Origin of the sequence: Ramlibacter sp., from assembly GCF_029866045.1 — a bacterium.
In the GTDB taxonomy this organism is placed as follows: domain Bacteria; phylum Pseudomonadota; class Gammaproteobacteria; order Burkholderiales; family Burkholderiaceae_C; genus Ramlibacter.
This window is the reverse complement of sequence record NZ_JARXAB010000054.1, coordinates 17,679-35,037: the sequence shown is the minus strand read 5'-3', so window position 1 is coordinate 35,037 and position 17,359 is coordinate 17,679. Positions and strand designations below refer to the sequence as shown.

Sequence of the window (17,359 nt, the reverse complement as noted above, 5' to 3'; positions counted from 1 at the left end):
GAGCCGCAGGTGCTGATGAGAGACTTGCTGAAGACGGTGCCGACGCAGGCCTCTCAGGGCGCGCCTGCACCTGTTTCTGTGCAGCCTAAGCCGGTCCGTGAGCAGGTGTCACCGCCCGTGCCGCCGCAGCAACCCCTTGCAACAGTTGCCGCGGCTCCTGCTCCTGCTCCTGCTCCTGCTCCTGCTCCTGCTCCTGCTCCTGCTCCTGCTCCTGCTCCTGCTCCTGCTCCTGCTCCTGCACCTGCACCTGCTCCGGCAGTGCCTCCAGCGCTGGCGGCCCCATCCTTAGGGGCACCAACAGTCCGTCCACCGGTGCCAGCCCCTGCGCCTGCAGCAGAACCTGCGGCGCCCGCCGCAGTTGCAACCGTGACCGCAGCACAGTCGATCCAGGCAGCCACTCGGGGGGCAACCCCAGCGCCCGCGGCAGTCCCTGCGCCAGTCCCAGCGTCAGTCCCTTCGACGGGTACCGCGTCTGTCGCCACGCCTGGTACCGCGCCGAGCACTTCGCCGGGCACTTCGCCGACGCCTGCGGCCCTACCCAGTCAGTCCGTCGGGCGCGCAGCGGCCACCGTTTCGAACGGACCCGCCGCTCCGGCTGCAACCCTAACTCCTGCCGCCACTACTGCCGCTGCTTCTGCCACAGGCACAGCCGCTGTTCCTGCCGCAGTCATAGCCGTAGCGCCTGCCGCCGCACCTGCACCGACTGTCACCGCCATACCGGAAAGGCCTGTGCCCGCGGCGCAGGCCCGGATCGAGCCGCCCTCAACCGACGCCGAGTACTTGAACAACCCCAAGCCGGCCTACCCGCTCCTCAGCCAGAGACTGCGTGAGCAGGGCAAGGTGCAGGTCCGCGTCCTGATCGGCGCAGACGGGCTTGCGCTCAAGGCCGAGATCAGCCAGACCAGTGGCTTCCAGCGCCTTGACCAGGCCGCCCTAAACACCGCCTTGAAGTGGCGCTACCGCCCTGGCAAGCGCGGCGGTGTCCCCGAGGCGATGTGGTTCATCGTCCCGATCGAGTTCACGTTGTAATTGCCGCCCTCAGGCGGTCCAGACCGACCCGCATCGAGGCAGATCAGGATCCCCTAGTGGGGGCCCGCCTGTAAACCGCCTGGCAGTGGGCTAGGGCCGCTATGGCCTCCTATGGCCTCCTATGGCCGCCTGGGGGCCGTTCAGAGGGCGCCGGGCGACCGGCCTGGCCGCTGATCAGACCGCTCAGAGGCCGAGCGCGGCGATACCAGCCTTGGCGATCTGGGCGTCCTCGTTGGACTTGACGCCGCTCACGCCAACCGCACCGATGCATTGGCCGTCCTTCATGATGGGGACGCCGCCCTCGAGCATGCCCTCGACCGTGGGGGCGGTGAGGAAGGCGTAGCGACCGCCATTGATGATGTCTTCGTAGACCTTGCTCTCGCGGCAGCCGAGCGCCGCGGTATGCGCCTTGGCCGGGCCGATGTGCGCGGAAATGGCCGGCGCGCCGTCGAGGCGCTGCAGCCACAGCAGATGGCCGCCGGCGTCGACGACGGCGATGGTGACCGCCCATTTGTTCTTGAGCGCCTCGGCCTCGGCCGCAGCGGCGATGGCCTTGATGTCGGCCAGATCCAGAGAATGCGTGGTTTTCATGCCCGTGAGCATAACCGCCCACCGGAGGCTGTTTCCGCTGCAGAAGAGCCCGAATACGCCCGGGCCCCGCAAGGGCATTCCGGAATATTTCTCCTGACCTTGAAGAACCCTAGAATGCGCCCATCTGCGGACCATCCGCTTACCACAGGAGGCCTGTTCATGAACGATTCCCTGCACACCCAAACTTGGGACCATGCCCTGCCCGCTGCACAGCGCAATCGCGTGCTGCGCAACACCTACTGGCTGCTGGCACTGAGCCTGCTGCCCACGGTGCTCGGCGCCTGGATCGGCGTGGCCACCGGCATCACCCAGTACATGGGTGGCATCATGGGCTTGGTGCTTTTCCTGGCGGGCATCTTCGGCTTCATCTTCGCGATCGAGAAGACCAAGAACTCAGCCGCCGGTGTCCCCGTCCTGCTGGCGTTCACCTTCTTCATGGGCCTGATGCTGTCGCGGCTGATTGCCTCGGTGCTGGGCTTCTCCAACGGCGCGAGCTTGGTGATGACCGCCTTTGGCGGAACTGCCGGCGTCTTCTTCGCCATGGCCAGCTTGGCCACCGTGGTCAAGCGTGACCTGTCGGGCATGGGCAAGTTCCTGTTCGTGGGCGTGATCGGCCTGCTGGTGGCCAGCGTGATCAATGCCTTCGTCGGCTCGACCACTGGCATGCTGGTGATCAGTGCCCTGTCGGTCATGATCTTCAGCGCCTTCATGCTGTACGACATTCGCCGCATCATCGACGGCGGCGAGACCAACTACATCTCTGCCACCCTGGCGCTGTATCTGGACATCGTCAACGTGTTCCAGGGCCTGCTGGCCATGCTGGGCATCATGGGCGGCGAGCGCGACTGAGCGCGTACCCGCACCAATCCAAAGGGGCCTTCGGGCCCCTTTTTCATGGCCTAGCGCCAAAGAGTGTGCGCGCTCTTGCGACAGGTCAATGTGTCTGCGCCGCACAGGGGTAGATTGCCGGCATGCCCGCATCGACCTCTGCCCCATCGTCACCAGGTCCAACGGATGGGTCGGTGGACGACGCGGCGGATGGCCTGGCGGATAGCCCGGTGGAAGGCCCGAGGACTGGCGCGGAGGCCGCCCCGGCGAATGATCCGCCTGCACAGGCCGTGCTGCGCGCGCGGAGACTGTGCCGCGTCTACCGGACTGGCGACACCGAAGTCCGGGCCCTGTGGGAGGTAGACCTCGATGTGGCGCGCGGTGAGTTCATCGTACTGCTGGGCGCATCAGGCAGCGGCAAGTCGACCTTACTCAACCTTCTGGGTGGGCTCGACCGGCCCAGCAGCGGTGAGCTCTGGTTCGAGGATCACTGCCTCAGCAACGCCGACGAAGACACGCTGACCCGCTACCGGCGCGCGCATATGGGCTTTGTCTTCCAGTTCTACAACCTGATCCCCAGCCTCACGGTGGCCGAGAACGTAGCCCTGGTGACCGACATCGCCGACAAGCCCATGACGGTGGACGAGGCACTCGCGCTGGTGGCGCTCATGCCGCGCCGTGACCATTTCCCCTCCCAGTTGTCTGGTGGCGAGCAGCAGCGGGTGGCCATCGCACGCGCCATCGCCAAGCGGCCGCAACTTCTGCTGTGCGACGAACCCACCGGCGCGCTCGACTACGCCACCGGCAAGCGGGTGCTGGAGGTTATTGCCCGTATCAACCAGGAGTTGGGCACGACCACGGTGGTGATCACGCACAACGCCGCCATCTCCGGGATGGCCGACCGGGTGATGCGCCTGGTCGACGGCCGCATCGACCGGATCGACAGGCCGCCCCGGCGGCTGTCGCCGGCCGAATTGTCCTGGTGAGCGCATGAGCCAGGACACGCCCTCCCCGCCTGCAACCCCAGACCCGGCAGGGGAACTGCCGCCCACCCTCGCGAAAAGGCCGCGCAGCCGACTGGGCGCGCTGGACCGCAAGGTGCTCCGCGAGCTGCGGCTGCTGTGGAGCCAGGCGCTCACCATTGCCCTGGTGGTCGCCAGCGGCATCGGCGGCTTTTTGGCCACGCTCTCGGCGGTGGATTCCCTGGCCCGGGCGCGGGACGGCTTCTACGCCAGCGGTGCCTTCGCCGACGTCTTCGCCAGCGTACGTCGCGCGCCGAACTCGGTGCTGGATCCGGTCCGCAGTTGGCCAGGCGTGGTCGATGTGCAGGGCACGGTGGAGGCCAACGCCCGTGTGAGCGTGGCGGGCAGCACCGACCCGATCGTGGGACGCCTGATCGGGTGGGACGCCCGCACGCCCCAGCGCCTGAACCGGGTGCAATTGCGCGCCGGTCGCTGGCCGGAGCCAGGGCGCCTGGCGGGCGGCGAGTTGGAGGCCGTCGCCAGCGAGGGCTTCGTGCTGGCTCACCACCTAAAGATGGGAGACCGGGTGAGCGCATTGGTCAATGGCAAACGCCGGCCACTGCGCCTGGTGGGGGTTGCGCTCTCACCCGAGTACATCTTCGGTGGCATGCTGGGTGCACCCGACCTGCGGTCGTTTGGCGTGTTCTGGCTGGACCGCGCGGAGCTGGCCGCCGCCACCGACATGACCGGTGCCTTCACCCAGGTGGCGATCAAGTTGGCGCCTGGCGCCTCACCGGCCACGGTGCAGGACGCACTCACCCGCCAACTCGCGCCCTACGGTGGACAGGCGGCCTATGGCCGCGACGAGCAGGCCTCCCACGCGATGCTCGCCAACGAGATCACCGAGCAACAGGTCATGGGTTCGGTGCTGCCCGCCATCTTCCTGGCGGTGGCCGGCTTTCTGCTGCACATGGTCACCGCCCGATTGGTTGTCACGCAGCGAGAACAGGTGGCCACACTCAAGGCCCTGGGCTACCCCAATCGGGCCATTGCCTTGCATTACCTGAAGCTGGTCGCGCCCATGGTGCTCGGCGGCTACGCACTTGGCCTGCTTCTGGGTCGTGCCCTCGGCCGGGGAATGATGGGGCTGTATGCCGATCTGTTTCGCTTTCCCCGCTTCGACTACCACCTGGATCCGCAGCTGGCGCTGATCGCGCTGGGTCTGGCGCTCCTCACGGCGGTGGCCGGCACGCTGGTGGCGATTCAGGCCACAGTGCGACTGTCACCTGCGCAGGCGATGCGCCCACCGGCACCGGGCTACTACCGGCGCGCACTGATAGAGCGTCTGCGCTGGCTGCGTCTGGCGCCCTCGCTTCGCATGATCCTGCGAAACCTGGAACGGCGGCCGCTACGCGCAGGGATCACCGTGGTGGGCATCGCCAGTGCGGTGGCCATCGTCATCATGGGCAACTTCTTCCGCGACGCGATCGAGGCCATCGTCGACACCCAGTTCAACCTGGTCCTGCGCGGCGACGTGATGGTCTGGACGACCGACCCGGTGAGCGCCGCCACCGGCCGCGAGCTGGCGCGCCTGCCCGGCGTGACCCAGGTGGAGCCGGCCAGGCGCGTGGCCGTGCGCTTCGTCCACGGCGCGCAAAGCGAGAAAGGCAGCATCATGGGGCGCGAGCCGCAGGCGGTGCTGCAACGCCTCATCGACGCCGACCTGCGCCAGGTGCCGGTGGGCAGCCACGGCCTGGTCATGACCGACCGGCTCGCGCACAAGCTGGGTCTCTTGCCGGGGGAGCGGGTGCAGATCGAGGTGCGCGAGGGCCGCCGCGGGGTCCATGAGGTGGTACTCGAGCGCACGGTGAGCGACATGTTCGGCCTCAACGCCTACATGGAGCGGTCTGACCTCAACCGGCTGCTGGGCGAGGGCGACCTTGCCAACAACTTCGCGCTGGCGGCTGAACGGGGCCAGGTGGACCGTGTGCTGGAGGCTACCCAGGGGCTGCCTCGGGTGGCCGGCGCCTTCAGCAAGGCCAACATGCTGCGCAATATGCAAGAGGTCAGCGCCCGAAATGTGCTGATCATGAGCACCATCCTCACCCTGTTCGCTACCGTGATCGCGGTAGGAGTCGTCTACAACAACGCCCGCATCGCCCTCGCCGAGCGCACCTGGGAGCTGGCCAGCCTGCGGGTGCTGGGTTTCACCCGGGCCGAGGTCTCTGCGCTGCTGCTTGGAGAGCTGGCCCTGTCCATCGCCCTGGCGCTGCCGCTCGGGTTCTTTCTGGGATGGGGCCTCACCCACCTGATCGTGGGTCTGGTCGCCTCCGACCAGTTTCAGTTTCCGGTGGTGATCCAGGCCCGTACCTATGCGTGGGCGGCAGTCGCGGTGGTCACCGCCGGCATCGCCAGTGCTGCGGTGGTGCGCCGGCGTATCGACCAGCTCGACATGGTGTCGGCACTCAAGACAAGGGAATGACGATGAAACGCAACACGCGCTGGATTCTGGCCGCCACCACCGTCGCTGCCCTGGCCGCCCTGGCCTGGGCTTTTGCGCCCAAGCCGGTGCCGGTGGAAACGGCGGCAGTGGAAATCGGGCGGTTCGAGGCGGCGATCGAGGAGGAAGGCCGCACACGCATCCGAGACAGCTTCACCGTCTCAGCCCCCTTGGCTGGCAGGCTCGCGCGCATCACCTTGCGCGAGGGCGACGTGGTGACGGCCGGCCAGGTGCTGGCCCTGCTCTCGCCGCAGCTGCCCTCGCTGCAGGACGCGCGTACCGTCGCCGAAGGCCGGGCGCGCTTGCAGGCGGCCGATGCGGGGGTGGCCGTCGCCCAGGCCCGCCTCGATCGCAGCGGGGTGGCAGTGGCTCAGGCCCGCCACAAGCTGGCGCGCAGCGAGGGGCTCGCCCAGCAGGGCTTTATCTCCAACGCGGCGCTCGACGACGACCGGCTGGCGGTCGACGCGGCCCAGCGCGAGCGGGATACGGCCGCCAGCCAGCGAGAGGTGGCTAGGCAGGAGCGCGCCCAGGCCGCGGCGGCCTTGCAGTCGCCGGGAGCTGCCGGCGGGAAGCCAGGCGCTGCCCCGCTGGCGCTGCGTGCGCCGGCGGGCGGCGTGGTGCTCAAGGTGCCCCAGCCGAGCGAGGCGTCGGTGGCTGCAGGTGCGGTGGTGATGACGCTCGGCGACACGCGCCAGATGGAAATCCTGGCCCAACTGCTCACCACCGATGCAGTGCAGGCCCAAGCGGGCGGCGCTGCGGTGATCGAAGGCTGGGGCGGCCCTCCTCTGCCCGCCCGGGTACGGCGGGTGGAGCCGGCCGCCTTCACCAAGGTCTCGGCGCTGGGGGTGGAGGAGCAGCGGGTCAATGTGCTGCTGGAAATGACGCCCACCCCCGACGCCTGGAAGCAGATGGGGGATGGCTTTCGGGTCTTGGTGCGGGTGGTCACCACCTCGGCGGACGGGGTGCTGCTGGTGCCCATTGGCGCGCTGTTCCCACGGCCTGAGGGCGGCATGGCGGTGTACCAGCTCGACGGCGGGCGCGCCCGATTGCAGCCGGTGGAACTCGGTGGGCGCAACAGCCGAGTGGGCTGGGTGAAGTCCGGCCTGTCGGCCGGCCAGCGGGTGATCGTCTACCCGCCCGCTGGGGTGAATGACGATGGCCGGGTGACCGAGCGCAGCCCCTGAAAAGCGCGCTCAGTCGGCCCGCTCGAACACCGCCATCGACTCCACATGGGCGGTGTGCGGGAACATGTTCACCACGCCCGCGTGGGTGCAGAGATAACCGGCCTGGTGCACCAGCAACCCGGCGTCACGCGCCAGGGTGGCCGGGTTGCAGCTCACATAGACGATGCGCGCAGGGGGCGTCCAGCCCGGGGCGAGCGAAGGGTCTTGGTGAATATCGGCCAGGGCCTTGACCAATGCGAAGGCGCCTTCTCGCGGCGGATCCACCAACCACTTATCGGCCACGCCGTCCGAGACCAGCGTGGTGGGCGTGATCTCAAACAGGTTGCGGGCGACGAAGCGGGTGGGTGCGCTGGCCTGGGGCTGGTTCAGCGCCAGATTGGTCCGCGAGCGGGCCACCAGGACTTCGCTGCCCTCGATGCCCAGCACCTCACCGGCGCGGGTGGCGATGGGCAGGGTGAAATTGCCCAGGCCGCAGAACCAGTCGATCACCCGCTCGCTACGCCCGGGCTGGAGCAGCGACAGGGCCTGAGCGACCAGCACCTGGTTGATGAAGGGGTTGACCTGGGTGAAGTCGGTCGGCTTGAAGGGCATGGTGATGCCGAACTCCGGCAACACATAGGACAGTTGCGGCCCGGGGTCCATCAGGTGCACCGTGTCCGGCCCCTTGGGCTGCAGCCACCACTGCACGCCATCATGGGCGACAGCGAAGGCGCGCAGCTTGTCCTGATCACCCGCGGAAAGCGGCTCCAGGTGCCGCAGCACCAGGGCAATGACTGGCCGGGAGGGGGCGGCCGCGTCGACGCCGCAGGCCAGCTCGATCTGCGGGCAGGTCTCGATCGCGTCCATGCTGCCGATCAACCCACGCAGGGGCAGCAGCAGGTCGCTCACATGCCGGGGCACCACCTCGCAGGCGCGGATGTCGGCCACATAGCGGCTCTTGCGCTCGTGAAAGCCAACCAGCACCACGCCCTTCTTGTGCACATGGCGCACCGAGAAGCGCGCGCGCCAGCGGTAGCCCCAGGTGGGGCCGTGAATGGGGCGCAGCACCGTGTCGGGCCGGACCTTGGCCAGGTGCCAGAGGTTGTCCTCGAGCACCCGCTGCTTGATGGCGACCTGGGCGCTGGCGTCGAGGTGCTGCATCTTGCAGCCGCCGCAGGCGCCCTCGTGCAAGCCGAAGTGCGCGCAGCCGGGCTGCACCCGTTGGGAGGAAGCGCGGTAGACAGCACGAAGGCTGGCCGCCTCCCAGTTGTTCTTCTTGCGATGGACATTGGCCGACACCCATTCACCAGGCAAGGCGCCCTCGATGAAGACGACCTTGCCGTCGTCGCGGCGCGCCACGCCCTGGGCCTCAATGTCCAGGGCGTCGACATGCAGGGCATCTTCCGGCACGCCTTGGGGACGCGGGGGACGGTCAGGCACAGGGGCCGGGGCTTGCCCGTCGGCCGCTTGTTGTTGGATCTCCGTTGACATGGCCCGATTGTCTCAGGCTGGACCCGCCATGAACCGAGACCGGGGCCTCAGCGCGCCTGGCAAGACCCGGGGTGTGGCGTTCAGGCCCAGGCGTCCAAATACTCCCGCCAGTGGGTCTCTTGGGGCGCCAGCGCCTCCAGGGAGCCACGCACCATGGCCATCTCCTGCTCGTACTCGGCCTCGGTGAAGCCGCCGCGCATCTTCTGGAAGCGGCAATAGACGAGATAGGTGTTCATCACATCGGTCTCGCAATAGCGGCGGATGTCGTCCAGGCCTCCGTTCTTGAACGCGTCAAACACCTTGGAGCCGTCCATCCCCAACTTACCCGGAAAGCCGCACAGCTTGGCCAAAGCGTCCAGAGGCGCGTTGGCGCGGGCCTGGAACATGGCCAGCACGTCCATGAGGTCGGTGTGGCGGTTGTGGTAACGGTTGATGTAGTTGTTGAACTTGTACTCGCGCTCGTCCTCGCCCTGGTCCCAGTACTTGGACGCCACCACCCCGTGACGCAGGCCGCGGTAATTGAGCACCGGCAGGTCAAAGCCCCCGCCGTTCCAGCTCACGAGCTGAGGTTCGTGCTTCTCGAGGGTGCCGAAGAACTGCTGGATGACCTTGCCCTCGCTGGCGCCATCGCGATCGACGAAGGAGTGCACCTTCAGTCCTTCGCTGTTGCGAAACACCACACTGATGACCAGCACCCGCTGCAGGTGCAGCGGCATGAAGTCGCCCTGCCCCTTTTCGGCGCGCTCTTTCACCCAGGCTTCATAGACCTGATCGTCACTCCACTCGGGCGGGTCATCGCGCAGGCTGCGCAGGCCGGCAAGGTCGGGGATGGATTCAATGTCAAAGACGAGGACAGGCCAGGCCACAGGGCGACTCCTTTGGGTGGAAGGGGGGCAACAAAACGAGATTGTCCCGCCTCACGAACGGCTGTGGGGCGATCAAGGGCCGAGCGAATGGCCTGCTTCAGGGTTCAGGCGAGGCGCTTGACCACCAGGCCGGAAAGACCCGGGTTCGCCCCCCGCTCGACCTCGAGATAGTTCGCAAAGCGCTCGCATGAGCTGCCGATATGGCTATTGAGCACCGCCCGCGCGGCGGCCTCGTCCTTCTTGCCAAGGGCCGATACCAATCGGACATGCTCGTCGTAGGGGTCCATGCCGCGCAGGTCCTGGAAGCCCTCGATCCTGCGCTTGAGAATCAGGCGGTCGAACACGCCAGCGAGCATCTTGACCAGGTAGTCATTGCCGGTTTCCCCGGCCAGCGTGAGGTGAAACTCGCGGTCCAACTGCAGCCGCTCCCGGGTGAGCTTGGCCTCGCAGGTCTTGCGGTATTCCTTGTTGATGGCGGCCAAGCGCTTGGCGGCGGCCTCTACCTTGCCCTTGACAAACAAGAGCTGCACCGCAAAGGTCTCGAGCGCCTCGCGGGTCTCGTAAAGGTCGCGGACGTCGGCCGAGTTGATCTCTGCCACGTAATGCCCGCGGTTGGCGATCCGGCTGACGTAGCCTTCCTGGTACAGGCGCTCCAGCGATTCCCGCACCGGCGTGCGCGAAACACCCAGCATCTCGGCCAGCGCCTGGTGGGTCAGCTTGGTGCCGGGGCGCAGCCGGTTGTCGAGGATCGCGTCCTTGATCTGCTGATAAGCCGACTGCACCAAGACGTCCAGTTCGTCGCCCGCCAGTGAATTGATTGGCTTTCGGGGGGTCACAGCAAGGGCATCGGGGCGATGGAGCGAAGGGTTTGACTCAGAGGGATATCGGGGCTATCTCAAGGGCTATCTCAAGGGCTATATCAAGGGCTATTTCAAGGGCCATCTCAAGGCTATCGGCCTGCCAATACCGCGCCGAATTCACGCGCGTTCAGGTCCTCGAGTCCATACACCGCATCACGGATTTCACGCGCACGCACAGGCGTCACCGCCAGCTTGGCGTTGGCGAAAAACTTCGCCTCGACCTCGGCCCGGGTCAAAGCCCGGTCGCCTGCGCCGCGGTTGACGGCGTCGTAGTGAACATGCTGCGTTCCGTCTTTCATGTGGATGGTGACACCGCCGGAAATGTACTTGGGATAAAGCGTTTTTGGATCGACAACTGCGTCCACGCGTTCGGCAAGCGCCAGGATCTTGGGGTCTCGCAGGGAGTCATCCTTGAGCTCCGCAAGCCCGAACTCCCCCCGCACCAAGCAGGCCGCCACAAAATAGTGAACGCTGAACTTCGCATCATAGTCATTGGCCGGACGGCGCTTGATCCCGACGGGCTCCGCGACGATGTGCATCGTCGGCTCGGCCAGGTAGGCGGTGATCCGCTCGATCTGATCGGGGTCGATGTGATGCTTCTCGCGCAGGGTCAAGGCCGCGTCACCGCAGGCATGAACGAAGTGGCAGACCGGGAAGGGCTTGACGGCAATCTCGAGCAGTTCCCACTCGACGCCCAGGCCCCGGGTGATGAGGTTGTAGTCGACCTTTTCTGCCAGATGGTGCAGGTGGGTGTTGTAGATGCCCAGCCTCCCCTCATAGGGTTTGGTGGGGCCGATCGTGCCGCCACGGGCCAGTGAAGCCGCAGTGATGCCGGCGGCTGCCGCCCAGCCCGGGTGCAGCCGCTTGTTCCATGCGCCTTCGGCCAGAAACTCCTGGGTGGCCGCGGCCGTGCTACCGGCCAAGCCCTGCGCCATGGTCATCTGCCGCTCAGACAGCCCGAGCATCCAGGCCGCCTCGATCGCGCAAGAAAAGTGCGCGATCAGGCCCGTCGGGTGGTAGCCAAAATGATGAAAGCCGCCGCGCGAGGCCCGGGAGATGCGAATGACGTTTTCCACCCCGAGCACATAGGCGGCCAGCAGGTCACGGCCGCTGCGGTTAGTTTTCTCACCGAGTGCCAGCGCACAGGCCAGCGAGGTCACACCCGGGTGAAGCACTGCCTCCAGGTGAGAGTCGTCGTAGTCAAGGCCGTGAATCAAGGTGCCGTTCATGAGCGCGGCGTCGCGCATGGGCAGCCTGTCCGGAAAGCCGATGACGGTGCAGGTACCTGCTTCGTCGATCCCGCGCAGACCCGCCAGGATCCGGTGGGAAAAGTCGTACCCCGACGATGCGAGCGCGCAGCCCACAGCGTCGAGGATGAAGTCCTTCGCCGATTCGCGCACCCGCTCGGGGATGCCCTCGTAGCTGAAGCCACAGGCAAATGCCGACAGCTGCTGGGCGATGGTCGGCCCGGCGGGGTCGGGAAGCGTCGGGTTGGGTGCGAGCGTCAGTGAGGCCATGGTGGCTTCCTCAGTGAGGAAATAGGAGAAGGAACGGGCTTACTGCACGCCAAAAGTTTTGCGCCAATGCTCCACGATTTCCTTCTGCTTGGCAGGAGGCGTGAGGTCAAGGCTGTCCACCACGTTCGAGAGCGTGGAGGTCGGGGGCAGGTGCGCCATGCGCGGGATGCCCGGGCGAGTGCCCGCGAGGCCACCGTTAATTTGCAGGTTGGTCTGGCCCTTGACCGAGAGCAGCCAATTGGTCAGAACCCGTGCGGCGTTTGGCCGCGGCGCCTTGGACGAGACGAAGGTCGAGACCTGCGACACGGTCGTCCCCGATTTCGGGTAGGCAAAACCGATCGGGGCGCCATCGGCGATGGCCGAATTCAGTGGCAGGTCGAGCATCTGGGCCACCATCACGTCGCCTCGAATGACGGCCTGCAGCACGCCACCGGAACCCTCGAAAAAGCGGACGTCGTTGGCCTTCATCCGCGCAGCGGTATCACCCAGCGCCAACTTGTCCCAGTAGGCGATGATGGCCTGTTGGGTCACCGAACGCCACGGGGGGTTCATGCCCACCTTGCCCTTCCACTTCGGGTCGAACAGATCGGCCCATTCCTTGGGCGCATCAGCCTCACGGACACGCTGCTTGTTCCAGACGATGGCATCCCGCACCGTCAGAACATGAAAAAGCATGTTCTGACCCTTGTAGTTGACCTCTTTGGGATAGGCCGCAAGCTCGGGGGGCGTCCAGGCCGCGGCCCAGCCACCAGCGATGCCCGCAAAGATGCTCGGATCCACCGTGGTCACCACCACATCCGCGATGTGACGCTGCGCACTGTATTCCGTCGAGAAGCGCTGCGAGAGGGCGGCGCTGCCAAGGCGAACCAGTTCTACCTCGACACCGGGCACATCCTTGCGGAACTCCCGGGCCAGCACCTCCATCCCGTCGGGGCTGAGGTTGTGATACAGGACCACCTTGCCTTCCTTGGCGGCAGCAGCGGTCACGGTGGACCAGGCGGGGGCTGCCCCCTGGGCCCAGGACGCAGCTGGCAGGAGAGCGCCGAATCCAGCCGCCAGGGCGATCGACGCTGACAGGAGGGCGCGCCGTCCCTTCCCAGATGAAAGTGCTCGGGGTTTGCATTGCATGAGGGATCTCCTTTTGGATTTTCGTGAAAGGTGGCCTGGGAGGTAACTGTCCGCCTGCGCGGTCAGTGCACTTCCAAGGCGCGTGACAAAGTGGCGATGTCGTCGACGGCGTCCAGATCCATGAGCGCCTCAAACAGCGCACCACACTGGCTGGGCGCTAGCACCCGCTTGGCGCAATCGGTGAATTTCTCGCGGAGCTCTTCGCGGGACATGGGGTTGTCCGGTCCCCGCCCGACCAGATGGTCGATGCGCCGCGCGAGCCGCCTTCCGTCCCGCGTGGTGACGATCACTTCCGAGCCAAACTGGTTGGGGCCGTCGGCCGGCATGTCCGGGTGCTCGCGCGTGTCGGTAATCGCCATCAGTGCCCGCACGTGCGGGTCCAGATGCGCCTCGACCTCAAAATGCTCCAGACGCACTGCACCATCAGCCAGCGCACGGGCCGTGGTGTACTGAATGCTGAACTTCGCCTCGAGCCCGCTGCGCGGATCAGGGTTATTGGTATGCGGCAGTCGGTTGCGTTGGGCCAAGATCTCAATCCTGGCTGTATCTGCGGCGGTAATCCCCTCCTCCTTCACCAGACGCAGCATCATGGTGATGGCCGGGTGTGTGCTTCCGCAGCAGGGGAACTGCTTGAGACCCAGTGAGGGGTCCAGCCCGATCGGCGCGTCGATGTCGGTGAACATCTTGTCGATGTCATAGGTGCCCTGCCCGTTGAACACCTCGAGAAAGCCTTGCTTGTGCTCGATGGCGGCGGGGTTGGCCGTGTAACCGCGCTGGGCGAGCAGGGCCGCGAGCAGACCGCTGCGGGCGGTGTGCCCCACATGCAGAGGCTTGGTCATGGTCCCGAAGTTGGCCTTGATGCCGGCCGCGAAAGAGGCCGCAATAGCAAGCGCCACCGCGACCTGCTGGCGGTCGAGACGCAGCAGGTGAGCGGCAGCCGCAGTGGTACCAAAAATGCCCAAGGTCGCCGTCGGGTGCCAGCCCTTGGTGTAGTGATGAAAGTTAACGCCTCGCCCAATGCGGTGCTGCACCTCCACGCCGACCATGAAGGCCACCAGCAGGTCCCGCCCTGAACGGTGCTCGGCTTCTGCGATGGCGAAAAGGGGCGCAACCATCGGCGCGGACGGGTGCCCGCCGACCGTCCCACTGACATCGTCGTAATCCAGGGCGTGGGCGGCGGTGCCATTCACCAGCGCAGCGTCCAGCATGCTCCCCCGCCTGGAAGTCCCGAAGAAAAGTGCAGGCCCAGGCGCATCACCGATGCCGGGAGTGTCCAGCAGCAAGGCGGTGCAAGGCTCTGGCGCGCCGAGATAGGTCACCGCCAGGGTGTCCACGACGGCAATCACCGCCCATTGCAGGGCCTCTGGGCTCACCTGGTCGGAGGTGATGCTGCAAATCTTGTCGGCCAGCCGGGCCGCGATGGCCGGCTCCAGGAGGTGCGCTTTGGTGTTGTCGTTCATAGTGCTCCGAGCCAATGTTTGTCGTCAGGCATCCGGGGGCAGCAGGTGAATGTCCTGCGGCCGGAAGGTGACATGCACAGGGCTGCCAACCGGGAACTCCGCAGCGCTGTGGGCCATGATGGCGGTGCCCGCGACATCGATCGAATACTCGGTATAGGGACCCATGTACTGGTGGCCCAGCACCGTCCCCCGCAGGGCGGCGAAGCCCGCGCTAAGCGGTGCGTCGGCCGGCTCGACATGCAGCACTTCAGAGCGAAGGACCGCCTGCCGCGTATCGCCAGCTCCTGCCGCGGAATGCCCCGGGATCGCCACAGAGGCGCCGTCCGCGGTCTTCCACAACTGGCCGTCCCAGGTCATGCCGATAAAGTTAGCCGCGCCGATGAATTCGGCAGTAAAGCGCTTGCGTGGCCGCTGGTACAGGTTGCGCGGCGCACCCTCCTCGACGGTCACACCGCCATTCATCACGATCACCCGGTCTGACATGGACAGGGCCTCGGCCTGGTCGTGGGTCACGTAGACCGCCGGAATGGCCAGTTCCTTCTGAATACGGCTGATTTCAGAACGGGTGCGGTCACGCAGCCGCGCATCCAGGTTGGACAGGGGCTCGTCGAACAGCAGCACCTTGGGCTTGCCCACAATGGCACGGGCCAGCGCCACGCGCTGCTGCTGCCCGCCAGAGAGCTCGGAGGGATGCCGGTGAGACAGCGCGCCCAGGCCCACGACGTCCAGTGCCCAGCGCACCGCCTCGTCGATCGCAGCACTGGGGGTGGCTCCTCGCACCTGAAGCGGGAAAGCGACGTTGCGCGCCACCGTCATATGCGGCCAGATGGCGTAAGACTGAAACACCATGCCCAGGTTTCGCTCATGGGTCCCCACATGGATGCCAAGAGATCCGTCCGACACCACCGTGCCGTCGATCTCGATGCTGCCACCATCGGCTCGCTCCAGCCCCGCGATGCACCGCAGGGTCGTCGTTTTGCCACAGCCACTGGGGCCCAGGAGCGTCACGAATTCACCGTCGGCGACGTCAAACGAGATTTGATCGACGATGAGGGTCGACCCGTAGATCTTGACCAGATTGGATATGCGGATGCCCATGATGCTCGCAGTAATTGGTGGAATGGGATGGGGGTCTAGACGCCCGGCAACATGCCGGACTTCTCACCCTTGCGGCTGCCGCGGGTCAGCAGCATCAGTGCGTACATGAAGATGAAGACGGCAATCATCCCGACCAGGGACAACGCCGATGCCAGGCCCCAGTTGGCCTGCTCGAACGAAGACCAGATCGAGGTCGAAAGCACATTAGACGAGGCCGTGTACAGGAGCACGGCGGAGGCAATTTCGCGGAAGAAAGCCATGAACAAGAGGAAGTAGGCACCCTGCAGCGACGGCACGGCCAGTGGCAGCAGCACCCTGCGGATGCCCTCGAGCCGGGTTGCGCCGGCGGTCCAGGCGGCCTCCTCGAGGCTCTTGTCGATCTGCACCAGGCGACCACCAATGGTTTCGGTGGCGTAGGCCAGGAAACGGGTAATGAAGGCAATCACCAGGATGGTGACGGTGCCGTAGATGGGCACCGGCAGATAGGCGTAGGCCCACAGCAGACCCAAGCCCAGCACGACACCCGGCACGCCAAACGGCAGATTAGCCGCCATATCCAGCGCGGTATGACCCGGCGGCTTGAGTCGGAGGGTGAAATAGCTGATCAAGGTGGCAAGTACCACCCCGAGCAAAGCGCCGAAACCAGAGACGACCAACGTATTCCAGAACGAGCGCATCGTCGCGCTCGAATCCAGCAGGAACAGGTAATTGCGCAGGGTGTAAGCAGCCTCGAACGGGTTGGCGTTGAAGTACTTGATCACCGACACATAGCCCAGGATGATGACCGGCAGAATGAGTGCCAGCATCACATAGCTCCAGCAAAAGAGGCTCGCCAACCAGCGCCAGCGTCCCAGCGGAACCGGCGCCAGTCGCCCGGCCTTCCCGGTCGTCACGGCCAAGCGATTCTTGCGCGCGATGCGCCGCTGCAACCAGAGCGCCAAGGCGGTCAGCATCGACAGCGACAGCCCAAGGGCAGCAGCGAGACCGTAGTTGGGCGGAGGGAAGCGTACGAGCAGGTACAGCTGGGTCGCCAGCACCGTGATGTGGCCGGGAATTCCCATGAGGGCGGGAATGGCGAACTGCTCGATCGCCAGAATGAAGGACAGCACCACGCTCGAGGTGAGCGAATACGAAAGCAAAGGAAGCGTCACCCGCCGCAGCACCGACAACTGGGACGCGCCCGCGGCGCGGGCAGCCTCTTCGAAGCTCGCATCCATGCCGATGATGGGGCCTCGCATCATCAGGTAAACAAAGGGCACCTGGTGCAGCGCCATCACGAAGACGATGCCGAAATGGGAATAAGCGTCGACCTTGAAGCTCTCGATCCCGAGCACGTCCTGCAGCAGACCGTTGATCAGTCCGCCGGGAGAACCGATGATGATCCAGGCCATCGCCAAGATGAATGAGGGCAAGAAGAAACTCAGGCTCACAAGCGCGGCAAGCAACCTGGCCAGACGCATGTCGGTGCGATGCAGAATGAAAGCGATGGCGGTGCCAACAACCGCCGACGCAATACTGGAAGCCAGACCAATGCCAATGGTCGTCGCAAACGTACCGATCACGCCCTTTGACATCAACCCCGCCCAGTTGGCCAGCGTCCAACTGCCTGGGAGCCCAGGCGCCGCATCTCGCAGACTGCCAATCACCAGGGCGACCAGCGGGATCAATACGAGAAGTGCAACGACGACAAAACAGGCTAGGTATAGGGTCCCCAGCACCTTGCCAGAGCCAAACAGGCGTTCTCCCAGCGAGACCGGCCGGCCTGCCATCGCAATAGGGTTCGTCACGGTGATTGCCTTCAAAACGTCACCTCAAAATTACATTGGGCCCGGCGGCGGGGGCGGATCCATGGACAGGTGGGGAAAA

General features: G+C 65.8%; 15 protein-coding genes. 5 read left to right on the top strand and 10 right to left on the bottom strand.

The genetic code is table 11. The annotated features are described in order from the left end of the window. Window positions 1-85: 85 nt before the first annotated feature. Entirely contained in the window at window positions 86-379 is a 294-nt protein-coding gene (locus tag QE494_RS06380; protein ID WP_300042078.1) for a hypothetical protein, read from the bottom strand. A 350-nt stretch (window positions 380-729) separates the two neighbouring features. On the opposite strand from QE494_RS06380, the gene QE494_RS06375 reads away from it, so the two are divergent. Beyond that, window positions 730-1,029, top strand: coding sequence for an energy transducer TonB (locus tag QE494_RS06375; RefSeq protein WP_336619426.1), 300 nt, complete (start codon window positions 730-732; stop codon window positions 1,027-1,029). A gap of 183 nt (window positions 1,030-1,212) precedes the next feature. Here QE494_RS06375 and QE494_RS06370 read toward each other — a convergent pair whose 3' ends face one another. Beyond that, a complete protein-coding gene (locus tag QE494_RS06370) occupies window positions 1,213-1,620 on the bottom strand; it encodes a heme-binding protein (RefSeq protein ID WP_300042077.1) in 408 nt (135 codons plus the stop codon). A 159-nt stretch (window positions 1,621-1,779) separates the two neighbouring features. Between QE494_RS06370 and QE494_RS06365 the strand changes: the two genes are divergently transcribed. The 4 genes from QE494_RS06365 (at window position 1,780) to QE494_RS06350 (ending at window position 7,094) form a co-directional block, all read left to right on the top strand. Beyond that, the gene (locus QE494_RS06365) at window positions 1,780-2,469 is read left to right on the top strand and encodes a Bax inhibitor-1/YccA family protein (RefSeq protein WP_300042076.1); all 690 of its coding nucleotides are present in this window, start codon (window positions 1,780-1,782) and stop codon (window positions 2,467-2,469) included. A gap of 122 nt (window positions 2,470-2,591) precedes the next feature. Beyond that, entirely contained in the window at window positions 2,592-3,434 is an 843-nt protein-coding gene (locus QE494_RS06360) for an ABC transporter ATP-binding protein (protein ID WP_300042074.1), read from the top strand. 4 nt (window positions 3,435-3,438) lie between these two features. Continuing rightward, window positions 3,439-5,892, top strand: coding sequence for an ABC transporter permease (locus tag QE494_RS06355; RefSeq protein WP_336619425.1), 2,454 nt, complete (start codon window positions 3,439-3,441; stop codon window positions 5,890-5,892). Window positions 5,893-5,894: 2 nt separating this feature from the next. Next, window positions 5,895-7,094 (top strand): efflux RND transporter periplasmic adaptor subunit, encoded by a 1,200-nt coding sequence (locus QE494_RS06350; protein WP_300042073.1) that lies wholly within the window; start codon window positions 5,895-5,897, stop codon window positions 7,092-7,094. Window positions 7,095-7,103: 9 nt separating this feature from the next. Here the strand turns inward: QE494_RS06350 and rlmD are convergent, their stop codons facing one another. From rlmD to QE494_RS06310, 8 genes are all read right to left on the bottom strand, one after another. Further along, window positions 7,104-8,564, bottom strand: coding sequence for a 23S rRNA (uracil(1939)-C(5))-methyltransferase RlmD (gene rlmD, locus QE494_RS06345; RefSeq protein WP_300042072.1), 1,461 nt, complete (start codon window positions 8,562-8,564; stop codon window positions 7,104-7,106). A gap of 80 nt (window positions 8,565-8,644) precedes the next feature. After that, window positions 8,645-9,430, bottom strand: a complete 786-nt coding sequence (locus QE494_RS06340) for a 3'-5' exonuclease (protein WP_300042071.1) — start codon at window positions 9,428-9,430, stop codon at window positions 8,645-8,647. A 104-nt stretch (window positions 9,431-9,534) separates the two neighbouring features. Next, the gene (locus tag QE494_RS06335; protein WP_300042070.1) at window positions 9,535-10,266 is read right to left on the bottom strand and encodes a GntR family transcriptional regulator; all 732 of its coding nucleotides are present in this window, start codon (window positions 10,264-10,266) and stop codon (window positions 9,535-9,537) included. A 113-nt stretch (window positions 10,267-10,379) separates the two neighbouring features. Further along, complete coding sequence (locus QE494_RS06330; RefSeq protein ID WP_300042069.1) at window positions 10,380-11,807, bottom strand: MmgE/PrpD family protein; 1,428 nt, start codon at window positions 11,805-11,807, stop codon at window positions 10,380-10,382. Window positions 11,808-11,846: 39 nt separating this feature from the next. Then, window positions 11,847-12,794, bottom strand: a complete 948-nt coding sequence (locus QE494_RS06325; protein ID WP_300042068.1) for an ABC transporter substrate-binding protein — start codon at window positions 12,792-12,794, stop codon at window positions 11,847-11,849. 203 nt (window positions 12,795-12,997) lie between these two features. Next, window positions 12,998-14,395 (bottom strand): MmgE/PrpD family protein, encoded by a 1,398-nt coding sequence (locus QE494_RS06320; RefSeq protein ID WP_300042067.1) that lies wholly within the window; start codon window positions 14,393-14,395, stop codon window positions 12,998-13,000. A 24-nt stretch (window positions 14,396-14,419) separates the two neighbouring features. Next, window positions 14,420-15,493, bottom strand: a complete 1,074-nt coding sequence (locus QE494_RS06315; protein WP_300042066.1) for an ABC transporter ATP-binding protein — start codon at window positions 15,491-15,493, stop codon at window positions 14,420-14,422. A gap of 35 nt (window positions 15,494-15,528) precedes the next feature. Continuing rightward, complete coding sequence (locus tag QE494_RS06310; protein WP_300042065.1) at window positions 15,529-17,280, bottom strand: iron ABC transporter permease; 1,752 nt, start codon at window positions 17,278-17,280, stop codon at window positions 15,529-15,531. Window positions 17,281-17,359 lie beyond the last annotated feature (79 nt).

Coding starts and splice junctions, on each gene's coding strand:
- QE494_RS06370 (WP_300042077.1), bottom strand. CDS start 1,620: ATGAAAACCACGCATTCTCTGGATCTGGCCGACATCAAGGCCATCGCC.
- QE494_RS06365 (WP_300042076.1), top strand. CDS start 1,780: ATGAACGATTCCCTGCACACCCAAACTTGGGACCATGCCCTGCCCGCT.
- QE494_RS06320 (WP_300042067.1), bottom strand. CDS start 14,395: ATGAACGACAACACCAAAGCGCACCTCCTGGAGCCGGCCATCGCGGCC.
- QE494_RS06355 (WP_336619425.1), top strand. CDS start 3,439: ATGAGCCAGGACACGCCCTCCCCGCCTGCAACCCCAGACCCGGCAGGG.
- QE494_RS06360 (WP_300042074.1), top strand. CDS start 2,592: ATGCCCGCATCGACCTCTGCCCCATCGTCACCAGGTCCAACGGATGGG.
- rlmD (WP_300042072.1), bottom strand. CDS start 8,564: ATGTCAACGGAGATCCAACAACAAGCGGCCGACGGGCAAGCCCCGGCC.
- QE494_RS06350 (WP_300042073.1), top strand. CDS start 5,895: ATGAAACGCAACACGCGCTGGATTCTGGCCGCCACCACCGTCGCTGCC.
- QE494_RS06315 (WP_300042066.1), bottom strand. CDS start 15,493: ATGGGCATCCGCATATCCAATCTGGTCAAGATCTACGGGTCGACCCTC.
- QE494_RS06330 (WP_300042069.1), bottom strand. CDS start 11,807: ATGGCCTCACTGACGCTCGCACCCAACCCGACGCTTCCCGACCCCGCC.